Here is a 22,411-nt window from a genome sequence, read left to right as displayed (position 1 = left end):
AAATTAAATTTATAAAACTAAATCACATCAATATTAATGCGACTTAATCCACTTGAAAAGCCATACGCATAGCGTCTTGGTAAGAAAATTTCTATCTTAGCGTTCTTTACAACGGCTTCATACTCGCAAATAAAACGTTCATTACCGCTATCAACTATATTTAAATTTTTATCTAATTTTGGAGAAATTCTACTAAATAACTGCCATTTGACACGGCTTGCATCCTTAACACCTGTAGGTGCATTTACATTTATAGTGGCGTTTCCTTCACAGCATCCTATATGTGTAATGGCATAATCAAAAAAAAGATGTGGCGCTATCTTTTTAGCATCCATAAAACCAAAAATTCTATCGTGCATTAGCACGCTTTGTCTTGCATAAGGCCAAATTTTGCCTCTAAGAAAAAATTGATCATCATATCTGCCATCTATTTTTGCGTATTTAAAATAATCAGTCATTAAATCTTTCATATTAAGCAAACCAGCTCTCATGCCCCATGTGCCAGCAAGGATAAGTTCAGTATGAGATGAGCCGTCACGAATTATGTGAAATAACTTATTGCTTTGCTGCCACTCATTTACACACCATGCTTCGCGCTCAGATATCACGCTATCAGCATCACGAAAGACTACAAATTTAGCATTTTTATCATCTGCTGCTAAAAATCTCCACAATATTTTTGGAAATTTCTTCATCTCATCATCAGCTACAACTATCTCGCTACCCTGCTCTTTTAATCTTTTAACTATCGTTTCTGGCACACTTTCATCAATGTAAAAACGACAAACCCAATTTTCTGGATAAATTTCTCTTACTAATTGTGCATTCAAGATAGCTGTTTCGCAGTAATATGGGCTTGAGCCAAAAAGCGTAAAAGAAATGATATTTTTTGTACGATTTGACTCATCTTTTACTTTCGGCAATGCAGGCAATTTGCCTCCTAGTGAGGTCATTACCATTGCATCTCTTATCTCAAGGGCACGCTTTCCAAATTCTCCACATTTTTGCCAATCACCTTTATATCCATATGCATGAGCCAAAGTATCACATGCATTTAAATTATTTGGGTTTAGCTTGATAGTTTTTAGTCCAAATTCTATGGCTTTGTCAAAGTCAAATAACCTTATAAGTGCAGCATTTAAAATTTCAAGAGTTTTTAAATTTTGTGGTGCGATATTGTAAGCTTTTTGTGCAGTTGCAACTGCCTTTTTTAGATCACCTTTTCTTGCATATGCCATTGCATCATCTTGAAATTTACTGATCATTGCAGCAATATTATTGCCAAATTTTGGTATAGCCATTTTTATCCTTGGTATTTAAATTGATAAATTATAGTAGAAATTTTAAAAATAAGTAAATTTGATTTTGGCGTTAAAGTAGAGTGTGAGCCAAAGCTCACACAAATTTAAATTTACGCTATCTTGCTAGCGTCTATGATGTTTAGATCAAGACCTAAGTCTTCTACAGATAGACCAAGTGCAAGACCTACAAGCTGAGAGAGGTGGATGATAGGTTTTCTAACATCTGAGTTGTTCTCATCTTGGTATCTCTCTTGATAGATGTCAAGTTGCATTTGGCAAAGTGGGCATGGAGTGACAACTACGTCTGCGCCATTTTGATCAGCGTTATTTACGATCTGGCTTGACATTTTTCTTACCGATTTTCCAGCTGGATAGCTAGCATGGAAGCCGCAGCAGTCAAGTCTTTTCTCAAATGGCACGATAGTAGCACCAAGTGCGCTTACAACGGTTTCAAAGCTTTTAGGATTTACTGAGCTTTCTCTGTTATGTAGATCTTTTTCAGGTCTTAGGCTGTGGCAGCCGTAAAATAGCGCTACTTTTAGACCGCTAAGTGGCTTAACAACCTTTGCTTTTAGTGTATCGACATTTTGGTAAAGCTCCCAAAGAAGGCTTGTTACCTCAGATGTACCATTATATTTCATATTGCCTTCAGCTAAAAATGTATTGATACGATCTTTTGCACCCTTATCAAGCGTGCTTTTAGCTCTTGTTAGAGTTAGCATACAAGTTGAGCATGTCGTAAGCATCGGCATATTCATCTGCTCTGCAAGCGCTATGTTTCTAGCATTTGCCACAAGCGCAGCCATAGGATCTACGTCTTGTGCTTGTTGAGCACCACAGCAGCTCCAGCCCTTTATCTCGTGAAGCTTCCAGCCAAGTACTGGAGCGATGGCCTCAAGCGACATCTTAGCCTCTTTAGCTGCTTGAGTGAGTACGCATCCTGGGAAAAAAGCGAATTCATTTTGCATAATTACTCCTTACTAGCAGCTTTGCGAGCCGCATTTATCATTTTTACTAGATCGTCATGACCCTCTATGTCTTCTTCGCCAAATACATGAAGCGGATTCATCTTACCAGCAAGCATTAAGTTTGCAGCGATGTCTAATTTGCCCATATTTTTAATAACGCCTTCTGAACGAAGTGCAAGTCTAACCTCATTTAGTCTGCCTGAGCCATCAACTAGATCAGTTAAAAACGCCTCAGCGTGATCTGGTCCCATGCCCTCATTAAAGCCTTTTTGTATAGCCATGATGCGAAGATCAGTTATGTTGCCGCATGCGCTTATGCCTTTTGGACAGCGATCAGCACACTCTTGGCATTTTACACACATCCAAAGGCCATTATCGATAGCTGGTTTTAGGTGTGGCATAGGATCTTTGCTACGTGAGTCAAAGGCAGCTCTATAAGCATGCACAAATACAAATGGCTGCATATAGTCACTCGCGTCTGCTTCAAGTTTATTACACTCGCTAGCGCATGCACCGCAAAGTATGCAGTCCCATTCAAGTGCGACTTTGTCGTACTCTTTTTGGCTTTGCTTACAGCCTTTTTCAGCGCTAAATTCTGGCTTAGCAGTGATGCTAGGCCTAATCTTGCGTAAATTTTCGATACTTGGCTCCCAATCCACCATAAGATCTGAGATAACCTTGAAATTTCCAAGTGGTGAAATTCTAATAGTATCTGGGTTGCCATACTCAGCCAAAAGCTCGTTCATTTTTGTATCGCAAGCTAGATATGAGTGACCATTTACTCTAACAGCACACGCACCGCATATCGCTGAGCGGCAAGATGCTGTGAAATTTAACGTCGCATCCTTTTTTTGTTTGATATCAAAAAGCACTGTTAAAAGAGTTTTGCCTTTGATTTCTTCATTTGTTAGCTCATAAGTTGATTCATATTTTTTAGTTCCGTCAAAACGGTCGATAATAATTTTCATCCTAGCTCCTTACTCTGGCTTCTTGCCGTCAAGTGAAAATATGCCTGTCACAACGTCTTTGTAGCTAAGTTCAAGCTTGCCGTCTTTTAGTGTGACTATGCTGTGTTTTAAGAAATTTACATCATCTCTTTTCGGATAGTCCTCTCTTGTGTGAGCGCCACGGCTCTCAAGACGATTTTGCGCTGCAAGACATGCTGCACGAGAAAGAAGTATAAGGTTGCCAAGCTCGACATAGTCGGTAAATGCTGTGTTCATGACTGGGTTTTGATTTGGCACTTTAAGGGTGTCATATTTTGCTTGGATAGCTTCTAGGTTTTTAGAGAGTTGATCTAGTTTTGCACCAGTTCTAAAGATACCCATTAGATCCCAGTTGTTTTTACCAAGCTCTTCGCGAAGTGCGTACATACCATTTACGCCACCCTCGCCTGTTGCTATGGCTTTAAATTTATCTTGCCACATTTTTGCTAGCTCAGAAGTTTTCTTACCGCTTGCAAATTTTGCATTTTGAGCGTAAGCACCAGCACCTTTGCCAGCTAGATCGCCAGTTACAACTGCGTCAGTTAGGCTGTTACCACCAAGGCGGTTTGCACCGTGGATAGATACGCATGAAGCCTCGCCACCTACATAAATTCCAGGGATTTTTGTGCTCATATCATCAAATTTAGCTACCTCTATACCACCCATTGAGTAGTGAGCTGTTGGGCGGATAGGCACTGGTTGCTCGATAAGGTCGATGTCTTGGAAAAGCATAGCTGTGTGGCGAATTTTTGGAAGCTTTTTCATGATAGTATCTTTGCCAAGGTGACGAACATCGCAAAGCACATAAGCGCTCATACCCTCGCCAAAGCCTCTACCCTCGCGAATTTCTGTCTCGATCGCACGAGCGACGACGTCACGAGGAGCTAGCTCCATCTTTTCGTGATAGTTTTTCATAAAGCGCTCGCCCTTGTTGTTTAGCAAGTAACCACCCTCGCCACGAGCAGCTTCTGTGATAAGCGTACCACCATTTTGAACGCCAGTTGGGTGAAACTGAAGCATCTCAGGGTCTTCAAAACCAAGACCTACTTTAAGCGCAGCAGCGATGCCATCGCCTGTTGCTATAAATGGAACTGATGTGCGGTTGTAGAAAATTCTAGTGTATCCGCCAGTTGCGATGACTAGAGATTTGCAAAGAACTGGGTAAATTTGACCATCTTGGATGTTGCGAAGAACGACGCCTTCGACCTTGCCGTCCTCAAGTCCGATCTCAAGTAGCTCGTGATCCATTAGAAATTTAACGCCAGCCGTGATAGCGTCGTCAAGACAGGCGTGCATCAAAACGTGGCCAGTTTTATCAGCTGCGTAGTTACAGCGTTTTTTACTAGCGCCACCCATGAAACGAAATGCCACGTCGCCATTATCTTTACGAGAAAAGAGCATGCCGTTATAATCTAGCTCGTGAATGACTGCGCCTGCTGCCTCGCAAAATTTCACAACTGCATCTTGATCAGCAAGATAAGCTGCACCTTTTACGGTGTCATAGGCGTGAAGCTTGAAGCTGTCGCCGTTACTAAAGTCAGTAACGCCGTTTATACCGCCCTCTGCCATACAGGTCGCATTACGTGATGGCATCATCTTTGTAGCGACAACGACGGTTGAGTTTGGATATTGCTTGCGAACGGCTGTTGCTGCACGAAGTCCAGCACCGCCAGAGCCGATTATTAGCACATCAACAGATGGCAAGCCATTTTCATTGCCCTTTGGCAACTCGCTAGCAAAAACATTGGTCGCACCAGCTGTTGTAGCTAGCGCACCTACGCTGATACAGGCGCTTTGTAGAAATTCTCTTCTGGTAAATTTTTCACTCATTGATAACTTCCTATTTTAATAAGTTTATTAGCGTCAAAAAACGCACCGCCAGTTCATTTCTTAATATTTTTTAAAACAACTATATTAATAAAAAAATTAATGATGAAACTTTACATAAAATTTACTTAAAAGAAACATAAAGATTTATTTTAGGTTATATAGTGAGATTTGATAGCTAAAATCATTTGGTAAAAGACCATTTTATCGTGTTTGTAGCTACTGCTTTTAAATTTATTATTTTGATAAAGATAAAAATAATATTATCTCGCAATATACTAATAAAAATAGATAAAATGTTATAAAATCGCTAATTCTACGTATCTTTTAGGATATTACTTAAAACTAAATAAATAATTAAAACTAATAAATTTAAATGAGATAAAAATCATATGATTATCAAAAATTATATAAATTTGTAAATTTTTGATAGCTAGAAAGTAAAATAATAGATAGCCCCATAGTGTCTGACTAAAACGATCCAGTTTAAATTTATATCAAATATCTCAATATCATCAAGTGATGGATACCAGATATCGCTAAAAAATTTAAAGAGATCATCAAAGTGCAAAATATCAATGCTCTCAAATTTATTAAAATTTATGCAAATTTCATTTGGTGTAGCGATGTTAAGCTTTCTAAAAACAGCCTTGAGATCAAAATTTTCTTCGTCCGCATTAAAGCCATCAAGCCTACTAAATTTATCCATCTTAAAAAACTCATCTATATCATCTAGGCTAAATTTATGAAGTAAATTTTCTCTTATCTTTAAGCACTCATCAGGCGATAAGCTCCTAACGATCGGCATATCAAAGCCATATTCTTTGCGGAAATTTTCTAGTTTTATCTGATCCATTTTGGGAGGTTTTGGCTAAATTTAAATTTAGCCAAAAATTTATTTTAAAAGCTCTTTTGCGTATTTTAGGCCTAGCTCGTAAGCTTTTGCATTTGCCTCTTTGACCTTAGATGGCACGCTTGCTAGCATCTCTTCACGCACTAAATTTTCATCCATGCACCCACTCATAGCCACCGCCACACCAAGAGCCACAACGCTTTGAGTGATGACGTTTCCAACCTCGTCTTTTGCGATAGAGATGATAGGAATTTCATAAATTTTCCAGCGCTTTTTGTCCTCGTCACTTACTTTTACCAAATTTGGCTCGACAACGATCGCACCGCCCTCTTTCACGCCGCTTTTAAAGGCGTTGTAGCTTATCTGCGCAGTGGCAAGCATAAAGTCTATCTCGCCCTCGTTTGCATAAGGGTATAAAATTTCTTTCTCGTCAAGTATGATATCGACCTTCGTTGGACCGCCACGCACCTGAGATGTGTAGGTAGATGCCTTGACGCCGTATCCACCTGCTTTTATCTTGGCAGCTGAGAGGATCTCGCCAGCTAGTATGACGCCCTGTCCGCCAACTCCGACAAATCTTAGTTGTGACTTCATGCTAGCTCCTCAAAATTTATCGCTTCATTGCTCATTGCAGCCCTTCTTACCTTGTCGTAAGCCTTGGTGTATTCGATCTTTTCTTCATCTTTGTGAAGCACACCAAGTGGGAAAATGCCCTTTTTCTCTTCATCGCTTAGCATGTCAAATTTGACCTTGCTAGTCGTGCGGCCCTTTATCCACTCTAAATTTTTCACCGCCTCGCCCATTTTGTTCTTGCGACCTAAATTTATATGGCAGTTTGAAAATACATCAAAAAAGCTGTATCCATCGTGGCTAAAGCCCTCTACAAAGAGCTTTGTAAGCTTCTCCGGCTCGATGACGCTACCACGCGCGACAAAGCTAGCACCTGCGGCGGTTGCGAGCTTACAGGCGTCAAAGCTAGGATCGATGTTGCCGTATTGCGCTGTGACCGTCCACATGCCTTTTGGCGTGGTTGGGCTGGTTTGTGAGTTTGTTAATGCGTAGATAAAGTTATTTATTAGGATGTGATTTAGTCCGATATTTCGGCGGCATCCGTGTATCGTGTGGTTGCCTCCGATCGCTAGTCCGTCGCCGTCGCCAGTTACAACTATGACGTGCTTGTCTGGGTTTGCCATCTTTACGCCAGTGGCATATGCTACGGCTCTGCCGTGAGTTGTGTGGATGGTGTTGCAGTCAAGATATCCGCTAAAGCGGCCAGAGCAGCCTATGCCTGAGACCACGCAAACGTCGTTCATATCCCAGCCCATGGTGTCAATAGCGCGGATAAGCGCCTTTAGTATGACGCCGTCGCCGCAGCCCCAGCACCAAAGAGTAGGCATTTTATCTGTTCGTAAATATTTATCGTAATTAAAAGCCATAAATTTCTCCTATCTTCGCCTCGATCTCGCTTGGGCTTATCGGTCTGCCGTTTGCTTTTAGCAGTTTTGCAAAGTCATCTCTTAAGATGATCTTTGAAATTTCGCCACTATACTGGCCTAAATTTAGCTCGCAGACTAAAATTTTCTTAAATTTATCTGATATCTCTTTTAGCTTTTTAGCTGGAGCTGGGAAAAGTGTGAGTGGCTTAAATAGCCCTACTTTTAGCCCTTTTTCACGTAAATTTAATATCGCTTGTTTGGCCGAAAGCGCCACGCTACCAAAGGCGATGATGCAAATTTCAGCATCATTTAGCATAAACTCTTCAAATTTTTCGCACTCATTGATGTGTAAATTTATCTTGTTAAACAGCCTATTCATTGAGTATTCAACGATCTTGCCATCTTCTGTTGGAAAGCCAGTAGCGCCGTGATGAAGCCCTGTTATGTGGTAGTGATAGCCTTTAAAGAAAGGATTTAGCGTGGCTGGCGCGTCTGGTGCTGCCTCGTAGGGTTTATACTCTTTTGGCTCGCCGCAAAATTCTCTTCTTTTATAAATTTCTAGCTCGCTGATCTCAGGCAAACTAACCCTTGCTTGCATATGACCTATCGTCTCATCAAGTAATAGCATAACTGGCGTCATAAACCTAGCTGCGAGGTTAAATGCGCGAACCGTCTGCGTATAGCACTCCTCTAGGCTACTAGGCGCTAGCACTATCATATTTACATCGCCATGAGTTGGGTTTTTAGCCTGCAAGATATCGCCTTGTGCTACACGGGTTGGTAGGCCAGTTGAAGGGCCACCGCGCATGACATTTACGATGACAAGCGGTATCTCAGCGATAAAGCCAAGGCCTATTTGTTCAGCCTTTAGTGAAATCCCAGGACCAGAACTTGCAGTCATCGCCTTTGCACCGCTCGCACTTGCGCCAAGAGCTACGGAAATGCCAGCTATCTCATCTTCCATTTGTATAAATGTGCCGCCATGTTTTGGCAAAAGCACGCTTAGCTCGTGGGCGATCTCGCTGCTTGGAGTGATAGGATATCCGCCAAAGAAGTTACAGCCACACTCGACCGCAGCCCTTGCTACTAGGGCATTTCCAGTTGATACTACCTCTCTCATGCGCTCTCTCCAAGTTTTGCAAATTTATTTGCCTTTACAGCCGCAGCTCGCTCTTTGCTCTCAGGCGTTAGCTTTGCAAATTTAAAGCCTTTATCAGCCACATAAATGGCAAAATCAGGACAGTGAAGCTCGCAGTCACGGCATCCTATGCATGAGTCAGCATAGACCACCTCTATCATCTTGCCAAGCACCGCCTTTGGCTCAAGCCTCATACCTAGCACGCCTGCTGGGCAGTAGCTCACGCAGACATCACAGGCCTTACACCTGCTCTCATCGACCCAAACGGGCACATTTTCTTTTACTATCATATATCTTCCTACTCTAAGTTTTCTTTTAAAAATTTGATATTTTTTCTAATTTCAGCTTCACTTTTGTTTAGTTGCTCTTGCTCGTCTTCGTCTAAATTTAGCTCTAAAATTTCTTTCAAGCCATCACGTCCAAGCCTTACTAGCCTGCCACAACTTAGTTCATCATCGATTAGCACGCTAGCGCTTATTATCTCATCGCTCTTACCGACGATCATCTCGCACATCTTCACAGCTGCAGCCGCTGGTGCGTAGTAAGCTGAAGTGCCAAGCAGTTTAACGATCTTTGCACCACCGGTGCTTGTCTCTTTTTTGAGCACTTTTAGCTCATTTTCATTTAAATTTTCGCTGATATTGCTAGCTGATACGATCATCTCGTCATTGTGAGCGCCTACGATCTTTGCTCTTAGCTTGCTGGCGTCTTTATCTTTTAAAAGTGCTAGCTCATATCTGCACCTTGCGCTATCTAGCTCGCCAGCCATGCCGATCACTTTGTTTTTGCTAAAACCGCTAAATTTATGAGCCGTCCAGACCATCACATCAAGAGGATTTGTGACGACTATTATCACTGCATTTTTGGCAAATTCAGCTATCTTTTGCGCTGTTTGCTTTACGACAACGGCGTTTTTAAGCAGCAAGTCCTCTCTGGTTTGACCCTCTTTTCTTGGACTTCCAGCAGTTACAATGACGATGTCGCTGCCTTCTAACAAAGCAAAGTCCTCGCCACCACAAACGCTAGTTTTTGCGTTAAAGACGCAGCTTGACTGCGCTAGATCGATCGCTTTTGCGCGCGCCACATCGCCAAAGATATCTACAAGCGCAATCTCATCGCAAAGCTCTCTCATACAAAGCGCATAAGCTATGCTAGCACCGACGTTTCCAGCTCCAACTACACTTATTTTCATCTCTTATCCTATTATTTGATTTAAAATTTCACTTGGTCTCATGATCTCATTTGCTCTTGCTTCATCTAGCAGGTAGTATCCGCCAAATTCCACGCTTGCACCATCTTTTTCTCTGATCTGCTTTAGAATTTCGCTCTCATTTTTCTCTAGCTCGTCTGCTAAATTTTTAAAAATAGCGCTTAAAATCCCGCCACTTTTTGCCATCTCTCTCGCCCAAAAAAGTGCCAGATAAAAGTGCGACTCTCTGGTATCAAGAGTGGCGTTTGGAGTTTTGTTTTCATCTAGATAGCTAGCAACAGCTCTATTTAGCGCATCGCTTAGCTCTTTTGCCTCTTTTTTTTGCCTAAAAAATGCTAGATGTTCAAGCGATGCACTAAGTGCCAAAAACTCACCCAAGCTATCCCAAAGCAGGTGATTTTTCTCTTTTAGCTCTTTTACAAGCGTCGGAGCCGTCCCACCAGCACCAGTCTCAAACATCGCTCCACCAGCAAGTAGTGGCACTACTGAGAGCATTTTTGAGCTGCCACCTAGCTCAAATATCGGGAAAAGATCGGTTAGATAGTCTCTTAAAACGTTGCCAGTGACGCCTATGACGTCTTTGCCAGCTCTTATTGCTTCAAGCGATTTTTTAGTTGCTTGCTCGTAGTTTAAAATTTCAAATTTCACGCCAGCACTAGTAAATTTATCTCTAAATTTTTCAAATTTAGCTATCAAATTTCTATCATGAGCACGGCTGCTATCTAGCCAAAATATAAGCTCATCTTTTGAAATTTCGCCTCTTTTTAAAGCAAGCTCAAACCACGCATTTATCGCGTCTTCTTTAGCCTGCGTCATCCTAAAAATGTCGCCACTTTTGACGCTAAATTTAAAGACACTCTCGCCAGCTTCGTCAAAAACAACAAATTCTCCGTCCTCTTTTGCGATAAAAGTCTTATCGTGGCTGCCGTACTCCTCGGCCTTTTTAGCCATTAGCCCCACGTTTGCTACGCTGCCAATGTTGCTCACATCAAGCGCGCCATACTCCTTAAAGTCCGCCACGCAGGCCTCATAAACCCTAGCGTAAGTCCTATCTGGGATCATACAAAGCGAGAAATTTAGCTCGCCGTTTCTATCTTTTACCTTACCAGAGTTTCTAATGAGCGCTGGCACTGAGGCGTCTATTATGACGTCATTTGGCACGTCAAAGTTGCTGGCACTTTCATTTAGTACCCAAATTTTTGCCTTTTTGTTCAAAATTTCATCAAATTTAGCCAAAATTTCATCTTTATTTTTAAGAGTTGAAATTTTAGCAAACATATCTTTTAAGCCATTTTTTGCCTCAACGCCGTGAGTTTTAAATTCATCACCAAATAGCTCAAAAACCTCTTTAAAATAGCTCTTTATCGCGTGTGCAAAGATGACTGGATCGCTAACTTTCATCATCGTGCATTTTAGATGCAAGCTCAAGGTCAAATTCTCTTTTTTTGCCTCATCAAAGCAGCTTTCATAAAATTTATCTAGCTCATCTACGCTTAAATATGTGGCATCAACTATTTCGCCACTTTGAACAGCAAGCTCTTTTAAAAGCTCTTTTTTGCCCTCCATGCTTATAAAATTTATATAAAATTTCTCATCTTTGCTAGCAATTATTGAGCGCTCATTTTCATAAAAATCGCCCTTTTGCATATAGCAAATTTTAGTTTTATTTGCCTTGTTCCAGTCGCCGTTGCTATGTGGATGCTTTTTGGCAAATTCTTTAACCGGTGGCAAAACTCTTCTATCTGAGTTTCCTTGTCTTAGCACTGGATTAACAGCGCTACCAAGCACTTTTGCATATTTTTTAGCGATCTCTTCGTCGTAGTCTGTGATGATCTCGTCTGGATAAAATGGCACGTTTATGCCCTTGCTTCTAAGCTCATCAATGGCTGCTTTTAGCTGAACGAGCGTGGCTGAGATGTTTGGCAGTTTTATGATATTTGCCTCTTTGTGCGCGGTTAGCTCACCCAAAAGCTCTAGCTCGTCAGCCTTGTTTAGCCCAAGCTCTTTGCTAAAAAGAGATAAAATTCGCCCTGCTAGGCTTATGTCTGCCCTAGTTATGCTAATGCCAGCGCGTAATAAAAAGCTCTTAACGATAGGAAAGAGAGAGTAGCTTGCAAATAGCGGTGCTTCGTCGGTTTTTGTCCAGATAATGTCACTCATTTTAGCCCTTTTGATTTTTTGAAATTTATCACGTTTTTTATTAAAGCTAGTTGTATTTTAGCCCTATTTTGCGATATTTTGATTGTGCTCGCTTAAGGTTTTTGAAAAAATGTGTTTTTTCGCCTTTTTATCAAGCACAAAGTATAGATAATCGCTCTTTGCAGGGTTTATCGCCGCTTTAATCGCACTTATAGAGACGCAGCAGACTGGACTTGGCGGTATGCCGTCGTTTAGATAGGTGTTAAACTCGCTCATATCGCTTCTTATGCGCTCAGCTGTGATCACATCGTGCGAGTAGATGCCATAATTTAGCGTGCCATCCATCTGCAGCCTCATGCCCTTATCTAGGCGGTTATAAATGACTGAGGCGACAAGTGGCATCTCAGCGTCGTTTGCGGCCTCTTTTTGGATGATTGAGGCGATGGTTAAAATTTTAAACCACTTTTTCTCGTTGTATTCGCCAAAAATTTTCCTACTGATCTCGCTTTGCGCCTTTTTAGATGAATTTACGAGGTAATATGCTAGATGCCTCTCGCTGATGCCAACTGGAATTTTATAAGTATTTGGCATTAAAAAGCCGTCGCTCACTGGCGCAAGGGCGTTATACTCGCTATTTAGTTTAGCTCCGTCAAGCCCAAGCTGGGCAGCGATCTGGTTTAAAAAAACGATCGTAGTTTCGCCAGGGATGAGCGTGATCTCGGTCATCGCTGCCTTTGCCTTGGCAAGTCTCTTTAAAAAATCAATCCTTGAAATTTTATCTTTGCCTATCTCGATCCAGCCAGACTGAGGCGAGCCGATGAAGCGCATGGCATACTTGTCGATCGCGCTTAAGTTAAAGTTGCGATTAGCTAAATAAGATATAATCTCGCCCACACTCCCTTTTGGCACAAAGACGACTTTGCTCGTGTTTATGGGGCGTGCCAAATAGACAAATACACTTAGGACGACGATGAGTACGATATCAAAGAAAATATCTAGGTATGGCTTTTTTATAAAATTTTTTATCATTTTAATTCTTTCGCTTCTTTTGCTTTTAAAATACGGCATAAAAATTAACGATTTCGAGTTTTACGGCGTAAAATTGGAGCAATTATATATAAAGTTAGATAAAAAATTAATTGTAAGAGCAAAGCAGATCAAGCTACCAAGCTTTAAAAAAGACGTGGCGCAAAAAGCTAGCGACAAGCAACTTTTAAACCTTAGTCAGGGCGTTGATTATCTTGAGACCTTTTTTCAAGAAATTTCGCTTGAGAGCGTGCAAATAGGCGATGATTTTAAGATCAAAATTTTATTTTTAGATGATATATTTTTCGTTGATAGCCCTTATCTAAACATCGATATCAAATTTCAAAATAAGCAGAAAGATGGCATAGATCGCTTCATAGTAAAAAATTTAAGTCTTAAAGATTTTAACGTAAGCATCAGCGGCGAGGGCAGTGCAAATTTTGACAAGGATGATTATAAATTTGATGGAAATTTCACCTCGCACGAGCTAAATGGCAAGCTTAGCTTTGCCTTAAAAGATACGCTTTTAACCTACAAAGCCTATGACGTCGAAGCTGGTAGCATCAAGGACTTCATCGCTGAGCTTGATAGCCGCATACACCTAAACAGCGAGGTTAAAAACTGGATATATGGCTACATCGTGGCTGATGACTATCACCTAAATGAGATAAATGGCAAGGCTGATCTTAAAGAAAATGATCTTTTCTTAAACGAGCTAAACGCGACTGCAAATGCCAAAAATTTACTTGTTAAATTTGATAAAAGCTTGCCAGCTGTAAATGTCGCTGAGGCAAACATCACGCTTAATAACTCAAAGCTTAAATTTGACCTTACAGCTCCCGTTTATAAGAGCAAAAAGCTTGATGGCTCAAACGTTGCGATAAACAACATCTTTGATGAAAAAAGTGCAAATTTAGAGCTTTTTATAAAGACAAATTCCATTTACGATGAGGCGATAAATGAGATACTAAGAGCTTATAAGATCAACGTGCCAGTTAGGCAGCTAAGCGGCAAAATGGACGCTAGCTTAAAAATTTTGATAAAGCTTGATGAGAAGAGCTTAGAAAATTTTGATGAAAAAAGTGTCATCGCAAATGGCGACTTTAAGATAAGTGATGCGGTTTTAGATATCGCTGGGAGTAAATTTAACGCTAAAAGCGCTCTTGTAAAGCTTGTAAATACTTCTGCGCTAAACATCGATGCAAGCGGCTTTGGGCTTGACTTTTTCAGGGCAAATGCGAAAGCAGATATAAATTTACAAAAAAGCACCGGCGAGATAAAGGGCGTCATAGAAAGCTTTGATCTAAAAGAGAAAAATGATGAAATTTTAGCCTTTAAAAATGAGCCATTTACCGCGCTTCTTGACTTTAGTAAGCCAAGTGAGACCACGCTTAGCATTGAGCCTTTTGGGCTAAATTTAAGCTTTGGCGATGAGAGCGTGATAGGCACAAAAAATAGTAACTTCATCATGCAAAACTCCCCAGTTTTAAAGCAAAATGGCGTGCTTGGCTTTGATGATGTGAGCATAAAAAGCAAGGACTTTGTTAATCTTGAAATTTTGGCAAAAGGGCTTAAATTTGACATGCCGTTTTTGGATAAAAATGGCTCAAAATATGATAGTGACGACTTTTTGATCACGGTCTCAAAAGCTGGTGTAAAGGTGCAAAGTGCAAGCAAAAAACTCTCTTTAAATATCGCCGAAAAAGGCATAGAAGCTAAGAGCAACGACCTAAATTTGCTTGTGCTTGATGACAACAGCACAAAAGAGCAAAGCACGCCACTTGAGCTCTTTGCAAAAAATGGCGACATCATCTTAAAGGACTTAAACAAAACCTTGCCATTTACTAGCTTTAGCGCCGAGAAAAAAGGCAAAAGCACCTCGCTAAATGGACTAGCAAAGCAAGGCAGAGTTGGATATTTTAGCGATGAGAAAAGCATAAATTTAGACGCAACCGACATAAGCGGCGAGTTTATAAATGGTCTTTTAGGCACCAAGAGCTTTGAGGGCGGTAAATTTCGCCTAAAAATGCTTGGAGAAAACTCTAAAAATTTCAAGGCTGAGGTGAGATTTTTTGGCACCTATCTAAAAGACTATATCTTTTATCAAAGGCTCTTAAGCTTTCTAAACTCGGTGCCGTCGCTTCTTAGCTTTAAAACGCCTGATTTTAACGACAAGGGTTTTACCGTTAAAAACGGCAAAATTTTACTAACTAGAAAGGGCGATTTGATCGAGTTTCTAGCGATTGAGATGATAGGCACGAGCGCAGATATTGGCGGACGCGGCACGATCGATCTAAAGAGCAAAAAGATAAACATCGACCTTGAACTAAAGATACTAAAAGACGCAAGCGGCATCATCGACAAGATCCCACTTATCAACCAAATCATCCTTGGTAAAGACCGCTCGCTCTCAACAGTCATCGCCATACGTGGCACGACTGAAAAGCCAGAGTACTCGACGCAAATATTGCGAGATGCCCTACTCTCGCCACTAAAGATAATAAGAAACGTCCTGCAAGCTCCGTTTTTGATATTTGAGTAAAGTATTACACAAAAAATATTATTGTTTAGTATAATTGCGACGAAGTTCACGGCGGAGCTTATTATCCGCCACTCATTTTAAGTATCTTGTCAGATCCTCATCAAAACAACGCATCATTAATAAAATCTTCTAACATTTGCGGATCAATGCCTACTAAAGTTTTACCAACACGAGTTGAAATTCTCGGCGTTTGATCGTCATTTAGATTATAAAGATTTTCAAAATGAAAATGCTTGGTTTCGAATTTTAACAGCAAGGTCATATAAAATCTTTACTTTTTGATAGTTTAAAAGTTTATTTTTGCGGTTAAATTTAGAATACTTTTTAAAATCAAGCTTATCAAGATTGAAGGTATCATTGTGGATTTTGGCTTCATCGATGATTTTTGCCCAAAATCCAAAAGTTTGCTTTGAGACAAAGAGATCATCTAGCTCAAAGTAGCCGCCAAAAGAGCTTAAAATATCTACCTTGTTATTATCCACTAAAGCCTTAAAAGCTAAATTTCTAGTGGCAATTTCTAAAATACCAAGTTTTTAAGCTACCCTGTACTAGCAAAAAGTTCTTTTTATGATCTTGCTCGTTTTTATAGCTCTTTAGGCGTTTGATTGAGAAAAATTTAACACTATCCATAAAAAAACAATAAATTCATAAAATTTTACGCATTATAATACGTAAAATTTTACTTCATCTCAAGGCGCATAAGATACATATCTTCGCCGTCAGTCACCTTTAAATTTTGACTTTTGCACTTTGGACAGGTGAAGTCATTTTCGCTAAGCTCCCCGCCAAATCCACAATCCAAACACTCTACAACAATGCCTTGTAAATTTATCACAAGCTCGGCGTTTTCACAGATCGTGCCAGCCTTATAAACATCAAATGCACTCTCTAGATAGTGTGGCTCCACTCCGCTTAAGCGGCCAACTTTTATCTCGATCTTGCTTATCTCTTTTGCGTTTTCTTTGGCGGCATTTTTCTCGCAAAGGCTGACTAAATTTTGAACGATACTAAGCTCGTGCATTAGCAGATCCTTGGCAGTAGCTCGCCCTTTGGCGGCTCGAGAAATCTTCTTGATTTATAGGCATTTTCGATGATGACGCGCTCGTTTTTTGCCTCCATTACCTCGCCTATTATCATCGCGTTTTTATCAAATTCTCGCAAAATTCCAAGAGCCTCCTCAGCCTGGCTCTCATCGACAGCCATTACAAAAGTGCCCTCATTTGCAAGCTCATAAGGCTCAAATCCAAATAGCTCACAAACGCCCATAACTTCGTCTGCGACCTTGATATTTTCTTCAAAAACCAAGATGTCAAATTTGCTAAATTTAGCCCACTCGTTTAGCACCGCACTTAGCCCTCCCCTAGTCGCATCACGCATGGTTTGTGGCTTTATACCAGCGCTAAATAGTTTTAAGACAACCTCTTTTAGGCTCTTACAGTCACTTTTTAGATCAAGCCCAAGCTCAAATTCCTCTCTTGCAGCTAGCACCACGCCGCCGTGTCTGCCAACATCTCCAGAGATGAGAATTTTTGCTCCTGCTTTTAAATTTTTAAGCTCCACGCCTTCGCAAACTATCTCGCCGATGCCTGCTGTGTTTATGAAAATTTTATCGCATTTGCCCTTTGGCACGACCTTCGTATCGCCACAAACTACGCTCACGCCGCTATCTTTGCAAGTTTTTGCAAGTGAGCCAAGCACCTTTTCAAGCTCTTCTATACTAAGCCCCTCTTCGATGATGAGCGAGCAGCTTAGGTATTTTGCGCTTGCTCCAACCATTGCTAGGTCGTTTATCGTGCCGCAAGCTGCGATCTTACCGATGTCGCCGCCATTAAAAAAAATGGGAGTTACCACAAAGCTATCGGAGCTAAATGCGATCTTGCCGTTTAAATTTAGTATCGCTGAGTCGTTGCTCTGCCTTAAAATTTCGTTATCAAAAATTTTAAATATCGTCTCGTTTATAAGCGAGTTCATCTCCTCGCCACCGCCGCCGTGGCTTAGCATTATCTTTTTCATTAAATTCCTTAACCAACTCTTGCGTATTTAAAATATGCCGCACAAGCGCCCTCGCTTGAGACCATGCACGATCCTATCGGATTTTGCGGGTTGCAGACCTTGCCAAAGACCTTACAATCAGTCGGCTTTGCTAACCCTCTTAAAATTTGCCCACAAATGCAAGCCTTGCTCTCGCCAGCGCTCTCTACGCTGCAGTCAAACTGCACTCTAGCGTCAAGATAGGCAAACTCATCTTTTAGCTTCATACCGCTTTGCGCTATCTCGCCAAGGCCTCTCCAGACAAAGTCGCACGGCTCAAAGTACTTAGCTATGAGCTCTTTTGCTCTTAAGTTGCCCTCTTCTTTGACCGCCCTTGCGTACTCGTTATAGACTTCATAAGTGCCTGCGTTTTGCTGACGGACTAAATTTAACACACTTGCCATTATGTCAAGCGGCTCAAAACCGCTAATGGCGATCGGTCTTTTAAACTCATCTGCTAGCTCTTTGTAAATTTTACTTCCAGTGATGACGCTCACGTGGCTTGGGCCTAAAAATGCATCAATCCTCACGTTTTCATCGCTCATTATAGCTCTAACTGGAGCTGGGACGGTTACGTGATTTATATGAAAGTATAAATTTTTAATGCCCTCTTGCACCACTTTTTCAACCAAATTTGCGCTCATCGGAGTCGTCGTCTCAAAGCCAATGGCAAAAAATATGACCTTTTTGTCTGGATTTTGCTTAGCGATATTTAGCGCATCAAGTGGCGTGTAAAGTGCCCTTATATCGTGACCCTCGCCGCGAAGCTTTTGCAAGCTTGTCTTTGAGCCAGGCACTCTTAGCATGTCAGCTAGCGTGCAAAAGATCACATTGTCCATGCTAGCTAGCTTACAGGCCTCATCTATGCGGCTCTTTGGCATCACGCAGACTGGACAGCCTGGGCCGTGGACGAAATTTATATGTTCTCCAACCAAGCTTGGCAGTGCAAATTTCATAATGCTATGCGTGTGGCCGCCGCAAATTTCCATGATATTTAGCGGTTTTACGCTCTCTTTTTGTATCAGTTTTGAAAGGGCTAGGATTAAATTTTTATCGCGAAAATCATTGATAAGATCCATCAAATTTTCCCCGCGTCCATATCCTCAGCGATCTTTTGATAGACCTCCAAGCTCTCAAGCGCAAACTGCGTATCGATCTTTTGCATGGCGTATCCAACGTGGATTAGCACGTATTCGCCAACTTTTACCTCTTCAGAGATGAGATCTAAGCTTACCTTTCTAGTAACGCCTAAAGTCTCAACGGTAGCAACGTTATTTTCATCTATTTCTATTACTTTTGAAGGGATCGAAAGACACATTATCTTAGCTCTTTTTTAAATTCCAAATAACTTATCCATTTATCGATGCCTTCGCCTGTTTTGCTATCTACCACAAAGATATCGACCTTTGGATTTAGCTTTCTAGCGTCGTTTTTCACTCGCTCGATGTCAAAGTCAAAGTGTGGCGCAAGCGAAGCTTTAGTGATCAAAAGCACGTCAGCAGCCCTAAACATCACTGGATATTTGCTAACCTTATCATCGCCCTCTGGCACTGAAAGAAGAACAGCATTAAAGTGTGAGCCAACGTCGTAGCTTGCAGGACAGACTAAATTTCCAACATTTTCTATAAAGACTAGATCAAGCTCGTTTAGTGGCAAGTGATGAAGCCCCTCATGTACCATAAATGCGTCTAAATGGCAGGTCTGACCTGTGCTTATCTGATGAGCTTTTGCACCAGCTTTTACTATACGGTCGGCATCTTGATTGGTCTCCAAATCGCCCTCGACAACGCCTATTTTAAATTTACCAGCCTTTATCGTAGCCTCTAAAAGCGTAGTCTTACCAGCGCCTGGGCTACTCATCAAATTTACACAAAGTATCTTTTTCTCATCAAGATGCGCTCTGTTGTGAGCGGCCTCTTTGTCGTTTTCAGAAAGAATTTTCTCTATCACGTCTATGGTTTTGCTCTCGTTTAGTACAGGGTGCGCGTGAGCCTCGTGACTATGCTCGTGTGCGTCATGAGCGTGGTCCGTATGCCCGTCGTGAGTATGTGGGTGTGAGTGAGTAGTGCCATCAGCGTGAGTGTGAGTGTGGGCGTGATTACCCATTGAACAACCGCAATCTTTACACATTTTATTATCCTTTTTTATTAATTTTCAGAGATTTTAACGCTTAAATTTAAAAATAAAATTAAAATTTAAGGGCATTTTATGCAAATGAGATAAATTAACCCGTTTTTTAATCATCCCTTTAAATTTACCTTTGATCTTGCAAGCGAACTGGCTCTTCAAGGCTCTCGTTATCATCTGTGTAGCCATTTTCATCAAAATTTTCATCATTGCTTCTTTTTTTGCCATTTGGTGTGATGATGATATCTTTTAGCCTTGCCCTACCATCATCCATCACCATCAAAACAGCAACAGCATCCACATCTTGATCCATCATCTCTCGCTCAGTCTGCTTTGCCTTTTTAGTTGGCATGTAAAACTCTTCGATGCCATATTTTACAAATAAATATCCATCAAATTTGCCAGCTAAGAAAAGAGCGTCTTTTGGCTTAGTAAAGCTAAATTTATCAAAAGCGTAAGTAGCATTAGCATCTTGCTTTAAAATGGCGTAAATTTCATCATTTTTTGAGATATTTCTATCATATATATATATCTCAACGCCAGTTTTTTCATCAAATTTAGACTGCTGTAAATTTGAAAAATCTGAAAAATCATAGCTCAAGCTCACGTAGTTTCCGCGAAAGAGATCCCTTGGATCGTAAAGTTTTACCCTCACTTTTACCTCTTTTCCAAGATAAAGTGGCATGAGCGCGTATGCAAGCATCGCAATTATTAGTAAAATTTGAAAAAATATGGCTAGTATCAGTGATCTTATCTTCATTTTGTACGTCCTTTTTTAGCAGCGACTGCGAGCACGACGAAGGCAAAGACGATAAATAGCGCCGTAGCCCCCAAATAATCGCCTATTAGCTCAAAGTATCTAACCACCGCAACTAAGAATATCATGCATAGTCCAAGTGCAAGCTCGCCATTTTTGATAAGCACTGCTGCAACGATGATATTTGCTAGCGAGAAGAAGATATTTGCATATCCCACACCCAGGCTAAAGACAAATGGCAACGCAAAGAGTATCAAGCCAAGAAACAAGCCACTTTTGTTTTTCTCTTTGAAAAATAGTGCAATGCTAGCGATGCTAAATACGGCAAAAACCTTGCCAAAACTGCTATAAAAAAATGCTTTTGCAAACCAAAATTTATCTTCTTCCAGCTCGTAGATATCGCCATTTGCATAAGCTATCAAGCAAACGATCAAGATAATGATGCCAAGATACTTGCCAAAGCCTTTTACAAGGTGCGCTAGCCTATCTCTAAAGCCAGCTAACGTGCTAAAGAGTGCGACAAGTAAAAGCGCGTATGAGAGCGATAAAGTAGCAGCCATCGGCGCTCTAAACATAAGATCATCATAGCCATAAAATTCGTTAAACCCACTGATCCTAGCGCAAAGCGAAACGATGTATAAAAATATATCCGCCAAAAGCATGATAGCAAGAAATACCGAGTCACTTTTATAAAGCATGTAGGCGCCAAGGGCTATAAAGACGATAAATTCATACGCAAACTCGCCATCCATGCCCTTTAAAACAAACCAGATCGTCGCAAAAACAAGGCTTTGAGCCACCAGCAAGGCCTTTTTACTAGCAAAAGAGAGCGCCATCGCTCCAACGCTCCAGAGCAAAACTCCGCCACTTGGCTCGTCGCTAATGTTATACATTTGAGCGATAAGCGCTATGGCCGCTCCGTAGCAGAAATTCCCCAAAAAGAGCGTGGCTGTGCCAAGCTTATCTTTGCCTTTTTTGAGATAATAAACTCCGCCAAAATTTAAAAGAGCAAGCACGCCAAAGATGATGACAAGGCGCCCCATCCTTGGTATCTCCTCCCAGTAAGCTCCAACTAGCGTAAAAAATGCCAGCGCGAAAAAGAGATAAGCAACCAACTTTAAGATAAAGCTAGTCTTTTCGCTATGAGCGTTTAGATCTATTTCATATAAATTTGCTATCTTTAAAGCGGTGGCCTTATCGACCACATCCTCTTTTTGCCAGCGATCTAGCTCTTTGGCTAGAAAATTTCTATTGTAAAAATTCATCTTTCATTCTCTTTAAATGACATTTTTTGTGGCTAATGATAGCATACAAGCGCCAAAAATGCCAGAATAAAATGAAGCAAAAAAGGGAGAAATTTAAAAAATAAAAAATAGAACTTGGGCGGGCTTTTGCAAATTTAGCTTTAGCCAAAGCCCAAGCAAAAAACAAACGGTCATCAAACTTTCGCCACAAAAAAGATATCAGGCAAGCAAGAAATAGCAAAACCCGCTATCAATTTGCAAAAATGGATCACAAAAACTGCTAAAAACTACCAAAAAGACAAAATAAGACAAGCTCTGCAGCCAAGAAAGCGCTGCTAGCTATTTACAAAAAACCTAAATTTAAGAGCCAAAAAAGCTTTTAGCTTAAAATTTAGGCACAGCGGCCTTTGTAAGTTTAGAAAACTTAACACCCTTTAAGCCAGCAATCCTATCAGCAAAGCGCTCTATCTTGCTAGCCTCACCTCTTATCGAGATCGTTTCTAAGCAGTTGTGGTGATCGACATGAACGTGATTTGTGCAGATGATCTTCACATCAGAGTCATGCTCGATATCCATTTTTTTATTCACCAAATCGTTGTGATGATGCACATAAATGAGTGTCAAAACCCCAATCAACTCCTCGTTAGCGTCCTTCCAGCTGTCGCTTACGATCTTTTCACGGATCAAATCCCTTGCAAATTCACTCCTAGAAGCGTAGCCTTGTTCGCTAACTTTTCTATCTAGTTCGTCTAGTAATTGACTAGGCAAAGAGACACTAAAACGTATAACACTATCCATTTTTTGCTCCTTTCTCGTTTGATTACCG

The 22,411-nt window shown here is 40.9% G+C and carries 22 protein-coding genes; 1 reads left to right on the top strand and 21 read right to left on the bottom strand.

Features of this window, described 5'->3' with window-relative positions:
• Positions 1 to 17 precede the first annotated feature (17 nt).
• The 12 genes from G6W41_RS01710 to mltG all read right to left on the bottom strand — a co-directional run bounded on the left by G6W41_RS01710 (position 18) and on the right by mltG (position 12,887).
• Positions 18 to 1,301 carry a tetratricopeptide repeat protein gene (locus tag G6W41_RS01710; RefSeq protein ID WP_194170427.1) on the bottom strand — a complete coding sequence of 428 codons (1,284 nt, stop codon included), beginning with the start codon at positions 1,299 to 1,301 and terminating at the stop codon, positions 18 to 20.
• Between the two features lie 110 nt (positions 1,302 to 1,411).
• Positions 1,412 to 2,269, bottom strand: a complete 858-nt coding sequence (gene sdhE, locus G6W41_RS01705; protein WP_194170426.1) for an 8-methylmenaquinol:fumarate reductase membrane anchor subunit — start codon at positions 2,267 to 2,269, stop codon at positions 1,412 to 1,414.
• Positions 2,270 to 2,271: 2 nt separating this feature from the next.
• Positions 2,272 to 3,237: an 8-methylmenaquinol:fumarate reductase iron-sulfur subunit gene (sdhB, locus tag G6W41_RS01700; protein WP_103568869.1), complete on the bottom strand. Its 966-nt coding sequence runs from the start codon at positions 3,235 to 3,237 to the stop codon at positions 2,272 to 2,274.
• A 9-nt stretch (positions 3,238 to 3,246) separates the two neighbouring features.
• Positions 3,247 to 5,085 carry an 8-methylmenaquinol:fumarate reductase flavoprotein subunit gene (gene sdhA, locus G6W41_RS01695; RefSeq protein WP_103568870.1) on the bottom strand — a complete coding sequence of 613 codons (1,839 nt, stop codon included), beginning with the start codon at positions 5,083 to 5,085 and terminating at the stop codon, positions 3,247 to 3,249.
• Positions 5,086 to 5,515: 430 nt separating this feature from the next.
• Positions 5,516 to 5,938, bottom strand: coding sequence for a heat-shock protein (locus G6W41_RS01690; protein WP_194170425.1), 423 nt, complete (start codon positions 5,936 to 5,938; stop codon positions 5,516 to 5,518).
• Between the two features lie 39 nt (positions 5,939 to 5,977).
• Entirely contained in the window at positions 5,978 to 6,529 is a 552-nt protein-coding gene (locus G6W41_RS01685) for a 2-oxoacid:acceptor oxidoreductase family protein (RefSeq protein ID WP_194170424.1), read from the bottom strand.
• Positions 6,526 to 7,371: a 2-oxoglutarate ferredoxin oxidoreductase subunit beta gene (locus tag G6W41_RS01680; protein WP_021091283.1), complete on the bottom strand. Its 846-nt coding sequence runs from the start codon at positions 7,369 to 7,371 to the stop codon at positions 6,526 to 6,528. The genes G6W41_RS01685 and G6W41_RS01680 overlap by 4 nt, the downstream gene beginning before the upstream one ends.
• Positions 7,361 to 8,491 carry a 2-oxoglutarate synthase subunit alpha gene (locus G6W41_RS01675; protein ID WP_194170423.1) on the bottom strand — a complete coding sequence of 377 codons (1,131 nt, stop codon included), beginning with the start codon at positions 8,489 to 8,491 and terminating at the stop codon, positions 7,361 to 7,363. The genes G6W41_RS01680 and G6W41_RS01675 overlap by 11 nt, the downstream gene beginning before the upstream one ends.
• Entirely contained in the window at positions 8,488 to 8,799 is a 312-nt protein-coding gene (locus G6W41_RS01670) for a 4Fe-4S dicluster domain-containing protein (protein WP_009293870.1), read from the bottom strand. The genes G6W41_RS01675 and G6W41_RS01670 overlap by 4 nt, the downstream gene beginning before the upstream one ends.
• Positions 8,800 to 8,807: 8 nt before the next feature.
• Positions 8,808 to 9,701: a lactate/malate family dehydrogenase gene (locus G6W41_RS01665; RefSeq protein WP_103576033.1), complete on the bottom strand. Its 894-nt coding sequence runs from the start codon at positions 9,699 to 9,701 to the stop codon at positions 8,808 to 8,810.
• Between the two features lie 3 nt (positions 9,702 to 9,704).
• The gene (locus G6W41_RS01660; protein WP_194170422.1) at positions 9,705 to 11,879 is read right to left on the bottom strand and encodes an NADP-dependent isocitrate dehydrogenase; all 2,175 of its coding nucleotides are present in this window, start codon (positions 11,877 to 11,879) and stop codon (positions 9,705 to 9,707) included.
• A 63-nt stretch (positions 11,880 to 11,942) separates the two neighbouring features.
• Complete coding sequence (mltG, locus tag G6W41_RS01655) at positions 11,943 to 12,887, bottom strand: endolytic transglycosylase MltG (protein WP_194170421.1); 945 nt, start codon at positions 12,885 to 12,887, stop codon at positions 11,943 to 11,945.
• A gap of 73 nt (positions 12,888 to 12,960) precedes the next feature.
• On the opposite strand from mltG, the gene G6W41_RS01650 reads away from it, so the two are divergent.
• Positions 12,961 to 15,426, top strand: a complete 2,466-nt coding sequence (locus G6W41_RS01650; RefSeq protein ID WP_194170420.1) for an AsmA-like C-terminal domain-containing protein — start codon at positions 12,961 to 12,963, stop codon at positions 15,424 to 15,426.
• Between the two features lie 218 nt (positions 15,427 to 15,644).
• Here G6W41_RS01650 and G6W41_RS10070 read toward each other — a convergent pair whose 3' ends face one another.
• From G6W41_RS10070 to nikR, 9 genes are all read right to left on the bottom strand, one after another.
• The gene (locus G6W41_RS10070; RefSeq protein WP_242039882.1) at positions 15,645 to 15,908 is read right to left on the bottom strand and encodes a hypothetical protein; all 264 of its coding nucleotides are present in this window, start codon (positions 15,906 to 15,908) and stop codon (positions 15,645 to 15,647) included.
• 197 nt (positions 15,909 to 16,105) lie between these two features.
• Positions 16,106 to 16,447, bottom strand: coding sequence for a hydrogenase maturation nickel metallochaperone HypA (hypA, locus tag G6W41_RS01640; protein ID WP_021085088.1), 342 nt, complete (start codon positions 16,445 to 16,447; stop codon positions 16,106 to 16,108).
• Positions 16,447 to 17,439, bottom strand: coding sequence for a hydrogenase expression/formation protein HypE (gene hypE / locus G6W41_RS01635; RefSeq protein ID WP_194170419.1), 993 nt, complete (start codon positions 17,437 to 17,439; stop codon positions 16,447 to 16,449). Before hypE ends, hypA begins: the two co-directional genes overlap by 1 nt.
• 8 nt (positions 17,440 to 17,447) lie before the next feature.
• The gene (gene hypD, locus G6W41_RS01630; RefSeq protein ID WP_107856757.1) at positions 17,448 to 18,536 is read right to left on the bottom strand and encodes a hydrogenase formation protein HypD; all 1,089 of its coding nucleotides are present in this window, start codon (positions 18,534 to 18,536) and stop codon (positions 17,448 to 17,450) included.
• The gene (locus G6W41_RS01625) at positions 18,536 to 18,775 is read right to left on the bottom strand and encodes a HypC/HybG/HupF family hydrogenase formation chaperone (RefSeq protein ID WP_009293878.1); all 240 of its coding nucleotides are present in this window, start codon (positions 18,773 to 18,775) and stop codon (positions 18,536 to 18,538) included. The genes hypD and G6W41_RS01625 overlap by 1 nt, the downstream gene beginning before the upstream one ends.
• Positions 18,775 to 19,587, bottom strand: a complete 813-nt coding sequence (hypB, locus tag G6W41_RS01620) for a hydrogenase nickel incorporation protein HypB (protein ID WP_021093192.1) — start codon at positions 19,585 to 19,587, stop codon at positions 18,775 to 18,777. The genes G6W41_RS01625 and hypB overlap by 1 nt, the downstream gene beginning before the upstream one ends.
• A gap of 124 nt (positions 19,588 to 19,711) precedes the next feature.
• Entirely contained in the window at positions 19,712 to 20,344 is a 633-nt protein-coding gene (locus G6W41_RS01615; RefSeq protein ID WP_194170418.1) for a GDYXXLXY domain-containing protein, read from the bottom strand.
• On the bottom strand, positions 20,341 to 21,606 hold the full coding sequence (locus G6W41_RS01610; protein ID WP_194170417.1) for a DUF2157 domain-containing protein: 1,266 nt from the start codon (positions 21,604 to 21,606) through the stop codon (positions 20,341 to 20,343). Before G6W41_RS01610 ends, G6W41_RS01615 begins: the two co-directional genes overlap by 4 nt.
• A gap of 363 nt (positions 21,607 to 21,969) precedes the next feature.
• Positions 21,970 to 22,383, bottom strand: coding sequence for a nickel-responsive transcriptional regulator NikR (gene nikR / locus G6W41_RS01605; RefSeq protein WP_194170416.1), 414 nt, complete (start codon positions 22,381 to 22,383; stop codon positions 21,970 to 21,972).
• Positions 22,384 to 22,411 lie beyond the last annotated feature (28 nt).

The organism is Campylobacter concisus (assembly GCF_015230035.1).
GTDB classification, from domain to species: Bacteria; Campylobacterota; Campylobacteria; order Campylobacterales; family Campylobacteraceae; genus Campylobacter_A; species Campylobacter_A concisus_BK.
Note: the sequence above shows the minus strand (reverse complement) of the source record. Positions and strands in the feature narration are given on the sequence as shown.

Excerpts from the sequence above, each read along its gene's own strand:
- hypA (WP_021085088.1), bottom strand. The coding sequence starts at position 16,447 with ATGCACGAGCTTAGTATCGTTCAAAATTTAGTCAGCCTTTGCGAGAAA.
- hypD (WP_107856757.1), bottom strand. The coding sequence starts at position 18,536 with ATGGATCTTATCAATGATTTTCGCGATAAAAATTTAATCCTAGCCCTT.
- mltG (WP_194170421.1), bottom strand. The coding sequence starts at position 12,887 with ATGATAAAAAATTTTATAAAAAAGCCATACCTAGATATTTTCTTTGAT.
- G6W41_RS01710 (WP_194170427.1), bottom strand. The coding sequence starts at position 1,301 with ATGGCTATACCAAAATTTGGCAATAATATTGCTGCAATGATCAGTAAA.
- G6W41_RS01665 (WP_103576033.1), bottom strand. The coding sequence starts at position 9,701 with ATGAAAATAAGTGTAGTTGGAGCTGGAAACGTCGGTGCTAGCATAGCT.
- G6W41_RS01685 (WP_194170424.1), bottom strand. The coding sequence starts at position 6,529 with ATGAAGTCACAACTAAGATTTGTCGGAGTTGGCGGACAGGGCGTCATA.
- G6W41_RS01690 (WP_194170425.1), bottom strand. The coding sequence starts at position 5,938 with ATGGATCAGATAAAACTAGAAAATTTCCGCAAAGAATATGGCTTTGAT.
- G6W41_RS01625 (WP_009293878.1), bottom strand. The coding sequence starts at position 18,775 with ATGTGTCTTTCGATCCCTTCAAAAGTAATAGAAATAGATGAAAATAAC.
- sdhE (WP_194170426.1), bottom strand. The coding sequence starts at position 2,269 with ATGCAAAATGAATTCGCTTTTTTCCCAGGATGCGTACTCACTCAAGCA.
- sdhB (WP_103568869.1), bottom strand. The coding sequence starts at position 3,237 with ATGAAAATTATTATCGACCGTTTTGACGGAACTAAAAAATATGAATCA.
- G6W41_RS01615 (WP_194170418.1), bottom strand. The coding sequence starts at position 20,344 with ATGAAGATAAGATCACTGATACTAGCCATATTTTTTCAAATTTTACTA.
- G6W41_RS01670 (WP_009293870.1), bottom strand. The coding sequence starts at position 8,799 with ATGATAGTAAAAGAAAATGTGCCCGTTTGGGTCGATGAGAGCAGGTGT.
- G6W41_RS01675 (WP_194170423.1), bottom strand. The coding sequence starts at position 8,491 with ATGAGAGAGGTAGTATCAACTGGAAATGCCCTAGTAGCAAGGGCTGCG.
- nikR (WP_194170416.1), bottom strand. The coding sequence starts at position 22,383 with ATGGATAGTGTTATACGTTTTAGTGTCTCTTTGCCTAGTCAATTACTA.
- hypB (WP_021093192.1), bottom strand. The coding sequence starts at position 19,587 with ATGTGTAAAGATTGCGGTTGTTCAATGGGTAATCACGCCCACACTCAC.
- G6W41_RS01610 (WP_194170417.1), bottom strand. The coding sequence starts at position 21,606 with ATGAATTTTTACAATAGAAATTTTCTAGCCAAAGAGCTAGATCGCTGG.
- hypE (WP_194170419.1), bottom strand. The coding sequence starts at position 17,439 with ATGAAAAAGATAATGCTAAGCCACGGCGGCGGTGGCGAGGAGATGAAC.
- G6W41_RS01660 (WP_194170422.1), bottom strand. The coding sequence starts at position 11,879 with ATGAGTGACATTATCTGGACAAAAACCGACGAAGCACCGCTATTTGCA.
- G6W41_RS01680 (WP_021091283.1), bottom strand. The coding sequence starts at position 7,371 with ATGGCTTTTAATTACGATAAATATTTACGAACAGATAAAATGCCTACT.
- sdhA (WP_103568870.1), bottom strand. The coding sequence starts at position 5,085 with ATGAGTGAAAAATTTACCAGAAGAGAATTTCTACAAAGCGCCTGTATC.